Consider the following 14965-nt stretch of genomic DNA (forward strand, 5'->3'; position numbering starts at 1 on the left):
GGAGCTGCCGCTGGGTGGTCCGGCGGCTGACGGAGAGGGCGTGAGTGACAGGCCTTCGCTGGGCAGCGCTGTGAGCACGGATGCTGCGGATGCTGTAGGTGCGGGTGGTTTCAGCGGGCCCGGTCCGTCCGCCTCGGGCGTTGGTGATGTGGCCGAGTCGGCCGGTGGCGTGGGTTCGTCTGCTGCGGCGGCTGGTGGGGCGACCGGTGGTGGAGCCGCAGTTGGTGCAGCTGGTGGAGGTGCTGCGCGGGTTGCGGCTGGTGTGGGTTCGGTTGTGGGTGGGGTTGTTGTTGGTGGGTTGGCGGGGGCTGTGGCTGGTGGGTTGAAGGCGGACGGCGGGGGTGTTGGGGGCGAGCACGCTGGCGACGATGCGTTTGCTGAGACTCAGGTTTATCCGGCGGTTGGTGGTGGGGCCGAGCGCGGTCAGCAGGAGTCCGAGTCGGTGAGTGACGCTGGGCAGGCTGGCGGCGGCCCGGCGCAGGGCGCAGACGATGACACTGCGGAAGGCGTGCGCGGTGGCACGGTTGTCCGGTCGGGTGGCGGTGCTGAGGTCGGGGACGGTGCTGAGGTCGGGGACGGTGTTGAGGTTCGCGGCGGTGCTGAGGCCGGGGACGGTGCTGAGGTTCGCGGCGGTGCTGAAGTTGGTGGCGAGGCGGTGGTGGTTGCGGCTGCTGGGGTGGGTGCGGTTGCGGGTGGTGGGGCCGCGGGAAGTGGTGGGGGCGCGGTTGCGGGTGGTGGGGCTGCGGGCGGTGTGGTTGCTGGTGGTCGGGGGGATTTGTTGGAGGGGGTTCGGGGGCGGTTGGGGGAGTTGACTGAGGTTCGGGTTCGGTTTCCGGAGCGGGTGGTCGAGGGGTGGTTGGGGCGGCGGACTCGGGCGTTGGTGGGGGATGACGGGCGGCTGTTGATAGTGGCTGCGGATCATCCGGCTCGGGGGGCGCTGGGAGTTCGTGGTGATCGGATGGCGATGGGGAGCCGGGTGGAGTTGGTGGCCCGGCTGGTGGTGGCGTTGCAGCGGCCTGGGGTCGATGGCGTGCTGGCTACTCCTGATGTGCTCGAGGATTTGTTGTTGCTCGGGGCGTTGGAGGGCAAGGTCGTTATCGGGTCCATGAACCGGGGCGGTCTGCAAGGGGCCTCCTTCGAGTTGGACGATCGGTTCACGGCTTACCGGACGGCGGACGAGATCGCGGCGCGACGCCTTGACGGCGGGAAGATGCTCACGCGGATCGATCTGGCCGATCCGGGGACCGTGGCGACGCTGGAGAGCAGCGCCGCGGCGGTGACCGGGTTGGCCGAGCACAAGTTGATGGCGATGGTCGAGCCGTTCTGGTCGACGCGGGGCGAGGACGGGCGGGTGACGAACCTGCTCGATCCCGACTCGGTGATCAAGTCGATCCAGATCGCGTCCGGGCTCGGTGCGACCAGTGCGTACACGTGGCTGAAGCTGCCGGTCGTCGACGAACTCGAACGGGTGATGGAGGCAACGACCCTCCCGACGTTGCTGCTCGGTGGCGATCCGACGGCGGCTCCGGAAGCGACGTACGCCTCGTGGGGCAAGGCGCTCGAGCTGCCGTCGGTCCGTGGACTCGTGGTGGGACGGGCGTTGCTGTTCCCGCCGGACGGTGATGTGGCCGCGGCGGTCGATCACGCGGCCGCGCTGGTGCACGGCAGCAACTGATGACCGGTCCCCGGAGGCTCGGGGCTTCTGACGAAGGACGGTTGGGATGACTGAATGGGTTCGGCCGGCCGGTACGGCGGTGGACGACGGGTACGACGTGGTGGTGCGGCCGAGCGAGCCGCAGTGGCATCACAGCGGCCTCCTGGTCCGGACGCTGTTGCCCGGGCAGTCGGTGGAGATCGACACCGGGGACTGCGAGTACATCGTCCTTCCGCTGAACGGTTCGGCCGAGGTCATCGTCGACGGTGAGTCGGTGCCGCTCGGCGGCCGGGCGGACGTGTTCGCGGGCGCGACGGATCTCGCCTACGTGCCGCGGAACTCGACCTTCGCGGTGGTGAGCGCCGGTGGCGCGCGGATCGCCTTCCCACACGCGAAAGCAGCCGCGGACCACCCGTTCCGTCGGATCGGTGTCGAGGATGTCGAGACCGAGCTGCGGGGCGCCGGGGTCGCGTCCCGTCAGGTCCGCAACTTCGGTACGCCCGGAGTTCTCGAGGCGGACTCGATCATCGCCTGCGAGGTGATCACGCCGGCCGGGAACTGGTCGTCCTACCCGCCGCACAAGCACGACGAGCACCGGCCGGGGAAGGAGAGCGAGCTCGAGGAGATCTACTACTTCGAGCTGCAGCTGTCCGACGACGTACCGGAAGGTGTCAAGGGCAACGATCCGATCGGCTACCAGCGGGTCTACGGTACGCCGGAGCGCCCGATCGACGTGCTCGCCGAGGTGCACAGCGGTGACGTGGTGCTGGTCCCGCACGGTTGGCACGGGCCGGCGATGGCGCCGCCCGGCTACGACATGTACTACCTGAACGTGATGGCAGGCCCCGGCACCGAACGCCAGTGGCTGATCACTGACGATCCGCAGCACGCGTGGGTCCGTGAGTTGTGGAGTTCGCAACATATCGATCCTCGGTTGCCTTTTGGAGGGGAAGACTCATGACGGTGCGTCTCACGGTCGCGCAGGCGCTGGTGCGATTCCTGAGCGTCCAGTACTCGGAGCGGGACGGGGCCCGGCAGCGGTTGATCGAGGGGTGCCTCGGCATCTTCGGTCACGGCAACGTGGCTGGGGTCGGCCAGGCGTTGCTGCAGTCGGAGCTCCAGGACCCGAAGGCGCTGCCGTACATCCTGGCCCGGAACGAGCAGGCCATGGTGCACACCGCGGCGGCCTTCGCCCGCACGCGTGACAGGCTGCAGACCTATGCCTGTACGGCGAGCGTCGGTCCGGGCTCGACCAACATGGTGACCGGTGCGGCACTCGCCACGATCAACCGGCTGCCGGTGCTGATCCTCCCTTCGGACGTGTTCGCGACCCGGGTGACGACACCCGTGCTGCAGGAGCTGGAGAGCTTCGGCGCCGGTGACCTCTCGGTCAACGACGCGTTCCGCCCGGTGTCGAAGTACTTCGACCGCGTCTGGCGGCCCGAACAGTTGCCGTCGGCACTGATGAACGCGATGCGGGTGCTGACGGATCCGGTCGAGACCGGCGCGGTGACGCTGGCCCTGCCGCAGGACGTCCAGGCCGAGGCCTACGACTGGCCGGACGAGCTCTTCGAGGAGCGCACCTGGTACGTCGCGCGGCCCTTGCCGGAGGCATCGATTGTCGACAAGGCCGTAGCTCTCCTACGGTCCGCGGAGCGGCCGCTGATCGTGGCCGGCGGTGGTGTGCACTACTCCGGCGCCGAGGACGCGTTGCGGGAGTTCGCCGAGCGCACAGGCGTGCCGGTGTCGGAAACCCAAGCAGGTAAGGGATCTCTGAGCTGGGATCATCCGCAGTCGGTGGGTGCCGTCGGCTCGACCGGGACCACGGCAGCCAACGCGCTGGCCCGGGACGCCGACCTCGTGATCGGGATCGGCACCCGCTACAGCGACTTCACGACGGCGTCGCGGACGGCCTTCCAGAACCCGAACGTGCGGTTCCTCAACATCAACGTCGCGCGTTTCGACAGTGCCAAGCATGCAGGCCTCCCCGTAGTGGCCGATGCGCGAGAAACCCTTGTTTCGTTGGGTTCTGCGCTCGGCGAGTGGTCCGTGGATGCCCATTACACAGCCGAGACCCAGGAACTCACCAGGACCTGGAACGGAACTGTGGACGCAGTTTTCCGGCCCGCCGCCGACCGGACCGCGGCCGAAGGACTGCTCACCCAGGGCGAGGTGATCGGCACCGTCAACGAATTGTCGGCGGCGTCTGATGTGGTTGTGTGTGCGGCCGGTTCGATGCCGGGCGACCTCCACAAGCTGTGGCGGACCCGCGACCCGAAGGGATACCACGTCGAATATGGCTACTCCTGCATGGGTTACGAGATCGCCGGCGGCCTGGGGGTCCGGCTCGGCGCACCGGATCGCGACGTCTTCGTCCTGGTCGGCGACGGGTCGTACCTGATGATGTCCAGCGAACTGGCCACCGCGGTCCAGGAGAACCTGAAGATCATCGTGGTGCTGGTGCAGAACCACGGCTTCGCGTCGATCGGCGCGCTCTCGGAGTCGCTCGGCTCCCAGCGGTTCGGTACGGCCTACCGCAAGCGCACCGGAGACGGCCGGCTGGACGGCGACTACCTGCCCGTAGACCTCGCGGCGAACGTGCGCAGCTTCGGCGTCGACGTGATCGACGTACGGAGCAGGTCCGAGCTGGAGAAGGCGATCCGGACCGCGAAGGCGGCGACCGGTCCGATCGCGATCCACGTGACCACCGATCCGCTGATCGGCGGCCCGGACAGCGACTCGTGGTGGGACGTCCCGGTCAGCGAGGTCTCGGAACTGCGGAGCACGCAGGCCGCCGCGGCGTCGTACGAGGAGAGCAAGAAGGCGCAGCGTCCGTATCTGTCCCCGACCGAGGGGGACAGCTGATGGTCCGTATCGGTACGGCGCCGGACTCGTGGGGTGTCTGGTTCGCCGACGACCCGCAGCAGACGTCGTGGACGCGGTTCCTCGACGAGGCCGCCGCGGCCGGATACACGCGGATTGAGCTCGGTCCGTACGGCTACCTCCCGACGGATCCGGTCCGGTTGAAGGACGAGCTCGACCAGCGCGGCCTCACGATGACCGCCGGGACGACGTTCGAGCAGTTGCACCGTCCCGACGGGTGGGAGCCGACCTGGCGCGACGTCGTGAAGACGGCCGAGCTGACTGCGGCGATGGGAGCGAAGCACCTGGTCGTGATGCCGTCGATGTGGCGTGGCGACAACGGCGAGATCGTCGAGGAACGGCTGGATCACGAGGGACAGGCCAAGCACGGGCAGGCGGTGACGGAGCTTGGCAGGCGCCTCAAGGAGGAGTTCGGGCTGCAGACGCAGTACCACCCGCATGCGGACGGGCATGTCGATACCCAGGACACGGTCGAGCGCTTCCTCGAAGAGACCGACAGCGCGTACGTGAACCTGTGCCTGGACACCGGCCACATCAGCTACTGCGGCGGCGACAATCTCGAGCTGATCCGGAAGTACCCCGACCGGATCGGCTACGTACATCTCAAGCAGGTGGACCCCGAGGTCCTTGCGGGCGGCAACGGTGTCAGTGTCGACGAGATGGTACGACGCGGTGTGTTCTGCGAGCCGCCGTACGGCGTACCAGAGCTGCCACCAGTGCTGGAAGCGCTTGCCAAGTTGGACGTGGACGTGTTCGCGATCGTCGAGCAGGACATGTATCCGTGCGCGCCCGACGTGCCGATGCCGATCGCGCAGCGCACACTCACGTATCTGAAGTCACATGGGGGTGGCGAATCGGGATGACGGCCAGCAGAGTGTGAAACTCTCTGGTCCCAAGCAACTCAGCGGAACACCCGAAAGGCTGGTAGCAAGTCATGGTTCGGTGGCAGAAGAAGGCGGTGGCCGCGATCGCGGCCGTCGCACTTGCCGCGGCTCTGGCCGCGTGCAGCTCCTCCGGCGGCAAGCAGAAGGAGCAGAGCTCCGGCGGCAGCGGCGGTAACGTCGCCGACACGCCGCGGATGAAGGTTGCCCTGATCACCCATTCAGGGCCTGGTGACACCTTCTGGGACATCGTCCGGCGCGGCGCCGAGGCGGCCGCGAAGAAGGACAACATCGAGCTGCAGTACTCCGCCGATCCGGACGGCGCCGCCCAGGCGAACCTGGTGCAGACCGCGATCGACTCCAAGGTCGACGGCATCGCGGTCACGCTGAACAAGCCGGACGCGGTGATCCCGAACGTCAAGAAGGCGATCGCGGCCGGTATCCCGGTGACGATTCTGAACGGCGGCCTGGACCAGTGGAAGACCACCGGCGCGCTCGGGTACTTCGGCCAGGACGAGCGGATCGCCGGCCAGGCGACCGGCGAGAAGCTCAAGGAACTCGGCGCCAAGAAGGTCCTGTGCGTCATCCACGAGCAGGGCAACGTCAGCCTGGAGGCCCGCTGCCAGGGCATCAAGGACAAGTTCGGCAACGTCGAGAACGTGAACGTCAACGGCACCGACCAGCCCGGGACCCAGGCGACGCTGACCTCGAAGCTGCAGGCCGACAAGTCAGTTGACTACGTCGTCGCGCTGAACGCCGGCATCGCGCTGACCGCGGTCCAGGCGGTCAAGGACGCGGGTTCGTCGGCGAAGGTCGGCAGCTTCGACATGAGCAAGGAGATGGCCAAGGCGGTCCAGGACGGCACCGTGCAGTTCGCCGTCGACCAGCAGCCGTATCTGCAGGGCTACCTCGCGATCGACGCGATCTGGCTGTACAAGAACAACGGCGACACCATCGGCGGTGGCCAGGCGACACTGACCGGTCCGGCGTTCATCGACAAGTCGAACATCGCGGCGGTCCAGAAGTACGCCGAAGCCGGAACCCGCTGAGGTAGCGCCATGGCATCGACCATCACCTCACCCGCATCGGCGGACGACCGCGTCTCCGCCCGGTCCCTCGGCGCCCGGCTGCTCAGCCGGCCCGAGATCGGGTCGCTGGTCGGCGCGGCCGTGATCCTGGTGTTCTTCCTGATCGCGGCGCCGCCGTTCCGCAACATCGACAACACCGGCACGATCCTGTACCAGGCCGCGCTGATCGGGGTGATGGCGGTGCCGGTCTCGCTGCTGATGATCGGCGGCGAGTTCGACCTGTCGGCCGGCGTCGCGGTGACGACGTCCGGCCTGACCGCGGGCCTCTTCTCCTACCAGTTCAGCTTGAACGTCTGGGTCGGCGTGGTCGTCGCCCTGGTGTTCTCGCTGGCGATCGGTGCGTTCAACGGCTGGCTGCTGATGCGGACCGGACTGCCCAGTTTCCTGGTGTCGCTGAGCACGTTCTTCATCCTGCAGGGCCTGAACATCGCGGTCACCCGGAGTGCTTCCGGCGCCGTCGCGTCGAACTCGATCGGCGACATGGACGGGTTCGGCGCGGCCAAGGCTGTGTTCGCCTCGGAGTTCAAACTCGGCGGCATCACGGTCAAGATCATCGTCGTCTGGTGGATCGTGTTCGTGGCGATCGCCGCGTGGGTGCTGCTGAAGACGCAGATCGGCAACTGGATCTTCGCCGCCGGCGGCGACGCGGCGGCCGCGCGGGCGGTCGGCGTACCGGTGAAGAAGGTGAAGATCGGGCTGTTCATGGCGGTCGGGTTCTTCGCGTGGTTCACCGGCATGCAGTTGCTGTTCAACTCCAACGGCGTCGTGCAATCCGGTGAAGGTGTCGGCAAGGAGTTCTTGTACATCATCGCCGCGGTCGTCGGCGGTTGCCTGCTGACCGGCGGGTACGGCTCCGTCCTGGGCGGCGCGGTCGGAGCGCTGATCTTCGCGATGGTCCAGCTCGGCGTCGTGTACGCCGGCTGGAACCCGGACTGGTTCAAGGCGTTCCTGGGCGCGATGTTGCTGCTGGCAACGATTGTGAACCTGGTCGTCAAGAACAGGGCGGAGGCACGATGACCACCACGGAGTCGTTCGCGGACGAGGCCGCGGCCAGCCCGAACTCACCGATCGTGCTGCTCGAGGACGTCGGCAAGAGCTACGGCAACATCAACGCGCTGCGCGGGGTGTCGCTGGCGGTCCGGCAGGGCGAGATCACCTGCGTACTGGGCGACAACGGCGCGGGCAAGTCGACGCTGATCAAGATCATCGCCGGCCTGCACGACTACACCTCGGGCCGGATGTCGGTGAACGGCGAGGAGCGGCACTTCTCCTCGCCGCGCGAGTCGCTCGACAGCGGGATCGCGACCGTCTACCAGGACCTCGCGCTGGCGCCGCTGATGTCGGTCTGGCGGAACTTCTTCCTCGGTAACGAGATCACCAAGGGTCCGTTCCGGCAGCTCGACGCGACCAGGATGAAGCGGATCGCCCAGGAGGAGCTGTCGAAGATGGGGATCTCGATCCCCGACCTCGAGCAGCCGGTCGGAAAGCTGTCCGGCGGTCAGCGGCAGTGCGTCGCGATCGCGCGGGCGATCCATTTCGGCGCCAAGGTGCTGATCCTGGACGAGCCGACCGCGGCGCTCGGCGTGAATCAGTCCGGCGTGGTGCTGAAGTACGTCGTGAAGGCGCGGGACGCCGGGATCGGGGTCATCTTCATCACCCACAACCCGCACCACGCGTACCTGGTCGGCAACCACTTCGTCGTACTGAAGCTCGGCCGGGTGGCGCTGGACACGCACCGGTCGGAGATCACGCTGGAGCAGCTGACCACCGAGATGGCGGGCGGTTCCGAGCTGGAGGCCTTGAGTCACGAGCTGCGGGAGATCGATCCTGGAGTGGTCGTGGACGAACCACAGGGGAGGGACGATGAGTGACGTGCGGGTCGGCATCGTCGGTGTCGGGGTGATGGGCGCCGACCACGCCGAGCGCGTCGTACGGAAGACGTCGGGAGCGCGGCTGGTCGCGGTCTCGGACGCCGATCAGGCCCGCGCGGAGGAGCTCGCGGACCGGTTGCCGGAGACCCAAGGCGTCGGCAGTGCTGCGCGGCACGCAGGCGGATCGTCGTACGGAGACGGGATCCGGGTGGTGGAAGATCCGCTGGACCTGATCGCGGCCGACGACGTCGACGCGGTGATCCTCGCGTCGCCGGGGTTCGCGCATGCCGAGCAGTTGTTCGCGTGTCTCGAGCACGGGAAGCCGGTGCTCTGCGAGAAGCCGCTGACGATGGACGCCGCGTCGGCGCTGCGCGTCGTCGAGGCCGAGCACAAGGTCGGACGGCAGCTCATCCAGGTCGGGTTCATGCGCCGCTTCGATCCGGAGTACGCGGCGCTGAAGCAGCTGCTCGACTCGGGTGACCTCGGCCGGACGCTGCTGCTGCACAACGTGCACCGGAACAGGTCCGTCCCGCCGTCGTTCCGCAGCGAGATGATCGTCCGGGACTCGATGGTGCACGAGGTCGACGTGGCCCGCTGGCTGTTCGGCGAGGAGATCACCCGGATCACCGTGTACACGCCGAAGCCGACGAGCCTGGTCGCCGCGGGCGCGTTCGATCCGCAGCTGGCGGTGTTCGAGCTGGCGAGCGGTGCGATGGCCGACGTGGAGGTGTTCGTGAACTTCCAGGTCGGGTACGAGGTCCGGTGTGAGGCCGTCGCGGAGCGGGGCAGCGCGACGATCGGGCTCGGGTCCGGCGTCTTCACCCGCGCGGGCGAGCACTGGGGCGGCGCGATGCCGGCCGACTTCCGGGTCCGGTTCGAGCAGGCGTACGACCTCGAGGTACAGCGGTGGATCGACGCTACCGCGCGCGGCGAGATCGACGGGCCGAGCGCCTGGGACGGGTACGCCGCGGCGGCCGTCTGTGAGGCCGGGATCGAGTCGTTGAGCAGCGGCAAACCGGTCGACGTCGCACTGGCCGACCGCAGCAAGGTCCTCGGATAAAGACACCATGGCAGTGAGGAAGCATCGTGAGTACTGACACCAAGCGCATCACCCACCTCGTCGGCGGCAGCCCGTGGACGGGGGTCGCCGAGCGGACCAGCAACGTCTACAACCCGGCCACCGGCCAGGTCACCGGCGAGCTCGACCTCGCCTCGGCGGCGACCGTCGACGAGGTCGTCAAGGTCGCGCATGACGCGTCGAAGGCGTGGGCGCAGACCTCGCTGACCAAGCGCGCGCAGATCCTGTTCGCGTACCGCGAGCTGGTCAGCCGGAACAAGGAGCGGATCGCGGCGCTGATCACCGCCGAACACGGCAAGGTGCTGTCCGACGCGGTCGGTGAGGTGACCCGCGGTCTCGAGGTGATCGAGTTCGCCTGCGGCATCCCGCACCTGCTCAAGGGCGGGTACAGCGAGGGCGTCTCGACGAACGTCGACGTGTACTCGATCCGCCAGCCGCTCGGCGTCTGCGCCGTGATCTCGCCGTTCAACTTCCCCGCCATGGTGCCGATGTGGTTCGTCCCGATTGCGGTTGCCTGCGGCAACAGTGTGGTGATCAAGCCGTCCGAGAAGGACCCGTCCGCGGCGAACGCGATGGCCGAGCTGTGGAAGGAAGCCGGCCTGCCGGACGGCGTGGTGAACGTCGTGCACGGCGACAAGGAGGCTGTCGACCGGCTGCTCGAGCACCCGGACGTGAAGTCGGTCTCGTTCGTCGGGTCGACACCGATCGCCAAGTACGTCTACGAGAACGGTACGAAGAACGGCAAGCGGGTACAGGCGCTCGGCGGCGCGAAGAACCACATGATCGTGCTGCCGGACGCGGACCTCGATCTCGCCGCGGACGCCGCGGTGAACGCCGGGTTCGGGTCGGCCGGTGAGCGTTGCATGGCGATCTCCGCGCTGGTCGCGGTCGAGCCGATCGCGGACGAGCTGATCGGCAAGATCAAGGAGCGGATGGCCACGCTCAGGACCGGTGACGGCACGCGCGGGTGCGACATGGGTCCGCTGGTCACGGGCGCGCACCGGGACAAGGTCGCCGCGTACGTCGCGGCCGGCGTCGAAGCCGGCGCGGAACTGGTCGTCGACGGACGCGAGGGAGACTTCGACGGCGCCGACGACGGCTTCTGGCTCGGGCCGACGCTGTTCGACAAGGTGACGCCGGAGATGTCGATCTACACCGACGAGATCTTCGGGCCGGTGCTGTCCGTGGTGCGGACGACGTCGTACGACGCGGCGCTCGACCTGGTGAACTCGAACGCGTACGGGAACGGTACGGCGATCTTCACCAACGACGGCGGTGCGGCGCGGCGGTTCCAGAACGAGGTCGAGGTCGGGATGGTCGGCATCAACGTGCCGATCCCGGTGCCGATGGCGTACTACTCGTTCGGCGGCTGGAAGAACTCGCTGTTCGGCGACACCCACGCGCACGGGACCGAAGGCGTCCACTTCTTCACCCGCGGCAAGGTCGTCACCTCACGCTGGCTGGACCCGTCCCACGGAGGAATCAACCTGGGCTTCCCAACCCACGACTGATTGACCACCCACCGGCTCGTTGGGTAGCTTCGAGGGGCGCGTGAGGGCGCGCCGAGACTCGCCGGAAGGCTGGAAGCCACCTCAACTCCACAACCGAGTGCGGTGGGTGACGCTCTCTTGAGGCCCGTGCGAGTCCGGGCGCGAGAGGACGCGTTGTGAAACTCCTGCCGGATCGGCCCAGTATCGAGTTCCTGCGCAAGGAAGCGAAGGACCTGCTGGGAGTGTTGCGGGAGTCCAGGGCGGAGACGTCGCTCGCTGAGGCGCAGCGGGCGTTGGCTGCGGAGTACGGCGAACGCGACTGGCCTGCGTTGAAGGCCGAGGTCGAGCGTCGCGTGGCGGAGGCGCCCGCGGCGCCGGACGGGCTGGCGGAAGAGCTGGCCGAGGCGTTCGGGCTCGGAAGGGTGGTGGCGCCGGCGACCCCTGTCGTCCTCACGGCGATGGGGCGGTGCTGGGAGGTCACGACGGACCGTGGGCGGTGGTTGGCCGTCACGGTTTACGCCTGGATCACTCCTGAACAGGCTGAGCTTGGTGCTCGGTTGAAGGACGCGGCCGGGGCGGTGGGGGTGTGTTCACCGGTCTCGGTGCGGAGTCCGCGAGGGCTGCTGATCGAGAGCGTGCGGGACGAGAACTGGCGGGTGCACGAGTGGCTCGAGGTCGGGCTGTCGCCGGCGTTGCCGGTGTCCGCGAGGACCACCAAGCTGGCAGGGGAGGTGCTCGGAAGGCTGCACTCGTTGGCGATTCCCAGCTCGGAGCCGATCCACGCGTATCTGACGTACCGGCGCTCGGAGGACGAGTGGGCCGAGTTGCTCGGCCGGGCGCGGTCGGCGGGGAAACCCTGGGCCGATCGGCTCGAGGCGATGTTGCCGCAGTGGCGGGAGCTCGCGGCAGTGGAGCTGGAGGTTCCCGAGAAGACGTGGCTCTGCAATCGGAACCTGATCCCGACGCATGTGCGATTGGGCCGTGGCGGGCAAGTTGTCGTCATGGAATGGGATTTCGCTGGAGCCTTGACCCCGGAGCTCGAGGTCGCGGCGGCGCTGACGCAGTGGGTGATGCGGCCGGACGTCAATGCGAAAGGACTGCGGGCGTTTCGGGAGGGATACGGGGCGAACTGGCCGAAGCTGGACCTGGGCGCGTTCGCGGTGGGGATCTCCGGGTGGTTGAACTGGGCCTACAACGCGATCTGTGAGGCGATCGATCCAGGGGACGCGGATCGGGCGGTGTTCGCGGAGCGGGAGGCTGTCGGCGTACTCGACCGGCCGATGGGTTGTAGGGGCCTGGAGCAACTACTCCGCGATTGAGAGTGCCGCGGCCAGGGCTTCGGCTGCTGGTTCGGTGAGGTGGCCGTGCAGGAGCTCGGTCCGATGTACCAGGCGGGGGCTGGTCAGCGGGACGGTGGCGAGCTCCTGCGCGGCTGCGGAGCGCGGGAGTACGGCGAGACCGTGACCGGCGGCGATCAGCGTGTGGAGGGTGTGCAGGTTCGTGCCGTTGTAGGTGAAGGCAGGACGGAGCGCGTCGGAGCCCGCGGCAGCACGAAGAGCGGGTAGCGGCGCGGCGAGGTCGGGTGCGTCGATCCAACGAGCGTCAACCAGTTCCTGCAAGGACACACCACGTGTCAGTGGATGGTTCGGCGGAAGGGCTATCACCAGGTCTTCGTGCGCCAGCGGAGTCGTGAGGAGTTGTACGGCGTCGGAGAGGTGTAGCGGATCCATGGGCGCGGCGATGCCGTCGGTGGCGCCCAGAGCGAACGTGCCGGCGGCTACTCCTGCTACCACGTCACTGCGACCGCAGACAGTCAGCGTGATCTCCGTGCCGGGGTGAGTACGGCGGACCTCGGCCAGCAAGCCGACGAGGGAGGCTGCTGCGAGCGGTGAGGCCGCGAGGGTGAGCGTGCTGGGTGGGGCGCTGACGGTTCGGCGTACGTCCGCTCTGGCGGCGTCCAGGCGGAGGAGCAGGGGGCCGGCATGTTCGAGGAGGCGCTCGCCGGCCGGTGTCGGGACGACCGGGCGGCGGCGGAGCAGCGGCGTACCGAGGTCGGTCTCCAGGGCGGCGATGTGCTGGGACACGGCCGACTGGGTGTAGCCGAGCTGGGTGGCGGCGGCCGAGAACGAGCCGCGTTCGGCGACCGTGACGAAGGTCCGCAGCAGATGAGGATCCACGAGTATCAGTATCTCTGATCGAGGATGCAGAGATCATCGTTGGCGCTGATGCCCGGATCGCACTCAGGATGGATCCATGAACGCTTACTCCGGACGCCTCGCCCTGGTCGGTGACCGCTCACCGCATGTTCGCTCGCACGCTCGGATTCCCGGTCTGCTCCGGCAGCTCGAAGAACGTGACCACCTCGACCTCGACGTCTACTGGATCCCCACCGGCGAGTCGGTCGAAGGCTTCGACGGGGTCTGGCTGCTCCCGGGCAGCCCGTACCGCAGTGAAGCCGGAGCGATCCAGGCTGTCCGTACGGCCCGCGAACAGGGCATCCCGTTCCTCGGAACCTGTGCCGGCTTCCAGCACGCCATGCTCGAGTTCGCACGCAACGTCTGCGGTGCGACGGGCGTACAGCACGGTGAGAGTACGCCGGACGCCGACGACCTGCTGATCGTCCCCATGCAGTGTTCACTCGTCGGGCACGAGGGCGCCGTACAGGTCACGCCGAACACCAGGGCGGCTCGGCTGCTGGGCGTGGAGCGCTCCATGGAGCGTTACCACTGTGCGTACGGTCTGGACAGCAGCAGGCTCGACCTGTTGCGGGAGCACGGCATGGTGTTCAGCGGGTACGACGACGAGGGCGAGCCGCGGATCGCGGAGCTACCCGGTCACCCGTTCTTCCTGGCCACTCTGTTCCAGCCGGAGCTGGCCGGCGACGGCACCCGTCCGCACCCGTTCATCCAGGCGTTCGCGCATGCAGTTGCCGGCCGCAACGATCAGATCGTGGAAGAAGGCCGTGGGGTCATCCCGGCGGCGCTGTAGCACTCGTCGATGAGCTGCAGCGTGGCCAGTGCGTCGTCGGCGTCGGTGAGCAGCGGGGCACCGTTGCGGATCGCGCCGACGAACGCCTCCAGTTGGTACGTGTACGTCGTACGCGTGCCGAGGTGCTCGACCCAGGTGTCTTCCTTGGTCGTCACGATCACCCGGTCGTCGTTCTGCGGCAGGACGTAGAACGGCGCGAGGGCCTCGCCACGACTACCGACGACCTTGAGGCTGAAGTCGAGGTTCTCGGAAGCCATGCTGGTGCGTACGGAACCGGTTGCACCGCTCGGGAACTCCAGGTCTGCGTTGAGCCACTCGTCCACACCGGGCAGCCGCTTGCGTTCACCAGCACGCGCACTGAGCAGCTTGGGCGCACCACCGGCGTACTGCCCGAACATGCGCTGCGCGTGGAGCGCGTAGCAACCGATGTCCATCACCGCGCCGCCAGCCAGTGGCAGTGACCAGCGCGGGTCTTCGTCGGCCGGCGGGGGCATCACCATGGTCGCCTCGACGTGTTGCAGGTCGCCCAGCTCGCCCTTGGCGACCAGTTCCTGCAGCCGCCGCATGACCGGGTGGTAGGCGTAGTGGAAGCCCTCCATGAACACCAGTCCGGAGGAGTGGACGGCGTCTCGTACCTGCAGCGCCTCGGCAGCGTTGCTGGCCGAGGGCTTCTCCGTGAGGACATGCTTGCCGGCTGCCAGCGCCCGCAGGTTCCACGGGCCGTGCAGCGCGTTGGCCAGCGGGTTGTAGATCGCCTCGATCTCGGGATCGTCGATCAGTGCCTGGTATGACGCATGGACCCGTTCGACCCCGTGTTCGGCGGCGAAGGCCTCGGCCCGGTCGGTGTCGCGCGCGGCGACCGCGACCAGCCGGGCGCCGGTCAGCTTGGCCGGCTCGACGATGGCCCGGCCGGCGATCCGGGCGGCACCGAGGATGCCGATCCGCAGCGGTTCCATGCCTTCTCCTTCGAGGTCGGCCGCACGGCATGCCGTACGGCGGGTTCGTCCAGGGGGCGTGTTCCGCCGGTAAGGG

The 14965-nt window shown here is 68.1% G+C and carries 14 protein-coding genes; 12 read left to right on the plus strand and 2 right to left on the minus strand.

All coding sequences use genetic code 11. The features are described from left to right. The first annotated feature begins 164 nt into the window (after positions 1 to 164). From ACFYRU_RS28335 to ACFYRU_RS28385, 11 genes are all read left to right on the plus strand, one after another. Positions 165 to 326 carry a hypothetical protein gene (locus ACFYRU_RS28335; protein ID WP_387663873.1) on the plus strand — a complete coding sequence of 54 codons (162 nt, stop codon included), beginning with the start codon at positions 165 to 167 and terminating at the stop codon, positions 324 to 326. Positions 327 to 808: 482 nt separating this feature from the next. Beyond that, positions 809 to 1675, plus strand: coding sequence for a deoxyribose-phosphate aldolase (locus tag ACFYRU_RS28340; protein WP_387663875.1), 867 nt, complete (start codon positions 809 to 811; stop codon positions 1673 to 1675). Positions 1676 to 1721: 46 nt separating this feature from the next. Next, entirely contained in the window at positions 1722 to 2615 is an 894-nt protein-coding gene (gene iolB, locus ACFYRU_RS28345) for a 5-deoxy-glucuronate isomerase (protein ID WP_387663877.1), read from the plus strand. After that, a complete protein-coding gene (iolD, locus tag ACFYRU_RS28350) occupies positions 2612 to 4519 on the plus strand; it encodes a 3D-(3,5/4)-trihydroxycyclohexane-1,2-dione acylhydrolase (decyclizing) (protein WP_387663879.1) in 1908 nt (635 codons plus the stop codon). Before iolB ends, iolD begins: the two co-directional genes overlap by 4 nt. Continuing rightward, positions 4519 to 5400 (plus strand): sugar phosphate isomerase/epimerase family protein, encoded by an 882-nt coding sequence (locus ACFYRU_RS28355; protein ID WP_387663881.1) that lies wholly within the window; start codon positions 4519 to 4521, stop codon positions 5398 to 5400. Before iolD ends, ACFYRU_RS28355 begins: the two co-directional genes overlap by 1 nt. A gap of 71 nt (positions 5401 to 5471) precedes the next feature. Further along, positions 5472 to 6467: a sugar ABC transporter substrate-binding protein gene (locus ACFYRU_RS28360; protein WP_387663883.1), complete on the plus strand. Its 996-nt coding sequence runs from the start codon at positions 5472 to 5474 to the stop codon at positions 6465 to 6467. A 9-nt stretch (positions 6468 to 6476) separates the two neighbouring features. After that, positions 6477 to 7523 carry an ABC transporter permease gene (locus ACFYRU_RS28365; protein WP_387663885.1) on the plus strand — a complete coding sequence of 349 codons (1047 nt, stop codon included), beginning with the start codon at positions 6477 to 6479 and terminating at the stop codon, positions 7521 to 7523. Continuing rightward, positions 7520 to 8377, plus strand: a complete 858-nt coding sequence (locus ACFYRU_RS28370) for an ATP-binding cassette domain-containing protein (RefSeq protein WP_387663887.1) — start codon at positions 7520 to 7522, stop codon at positions 8375 to 8377. The genes ACFYRU_RS28365 and ACFYRU_RS28370 overlap by 4 nt, the downstream gene beginning before the upstream one ends. Further along, positions 8370 to 9437 (plus strand): Gfo/Idh/MocA family protein, encoded by a 1068-nt coding sequence (locus tag ACFYRU_RS28375; protein ID WP_387663889.1) that lies wholly within the window; start codon positions 8370 to 8372, stop codon positions 9435 to 9437. Before ACFYRU_RS28370 ends, ACFYRU_RS28375 begins: the two co-directional genes overlap by 8 nt. Before the next feature lie 26 nt (positions 9438 to 9463). Next, the gene (locus ACFYRU_RS28380) at positions 9464 to 10966 is read left to right on the plus strand and encodes a CoA-acylating methylmalonate-semialdehyde dehydrogenase (protein WP_387663891.1); all 1503 of its coding nucleotides are present in this window, start codon (positions 9464 to 9466) and stop codon (positions 10964 to 10966) included. Positions 10967 to 11121: 155 nt separating this feature from the next. After that, positions 11122 to 12264, plus strand: a complete 1143-nt coding sequence (locus tag ACFYRU_RS28385; protein WP_387663893.1) for a hypothetical protein — start codon at positions 11122 to 11124, stop codon at positions 12262 to 12264. On the opposite strand, the gene ACFYRU_RS28390 is transcribed toward ACFYRU_RS28385, so the two are convergent. Beyond that, on the minus strand, positions 12250 to 13122 hold the full coding sequence (locus tag ACFYRU_RS28390) for a LysR family transcriptional regulator (protein WP_387663895.1): 873 nt from the start codon (positions 13120 to 13122) through the stop codon (positions 12250 to 12252). The two genes, ACFYRU_RS28385 and ACFYRU_RS28390, sit on opposite strands and share 15 nt — an antisense overlap. A gap of 76 nt (positions 13123 to 13198) precedes the next feature. Between ACFYRU_RS28390 and ACFYRU_RS28395 the strand changes: the two genes are divergently transcribed. Continuing rightward, positions 13199 to 13933, plus strand: a complete 735-nt coding sequence (locus ACFYRU_RS28395; protein WP_387663897.1) for a hypothetical protein — start codon at positions 13199 to 13201, stop codon at positions 13931 to 13933. On the opposite strand, the gene ACFYRU_RS28400 is transcribed toward ACFYRU_RS28395, so the two are convergent. Next, a complete protein-coding gene (locus tag ACFYRU_RS28400) occupies positions 13888 to 14889 on the minus strand; it encodes a Gfo/Idh/MocA family protein (RefSeq protein ID WP_387663899.1) in 1002 nt (333 codons plus the stop codon). The genes ACFYRU_RS28395 and ACFYRU_RS28400 overlap by 46 nt on opposite strands. Positions 14890 to 14965: the final 76 nt, after the last annotated feature.

This window comes from Kribbella sp. NPDC004536, from assembly GCF_042873835.1.
Taxonomy (GTDB): Bacteria; Actinomycetota; Actinomycetes; order Propionibacteriales; family Kribbellaceae; genus Kribbella.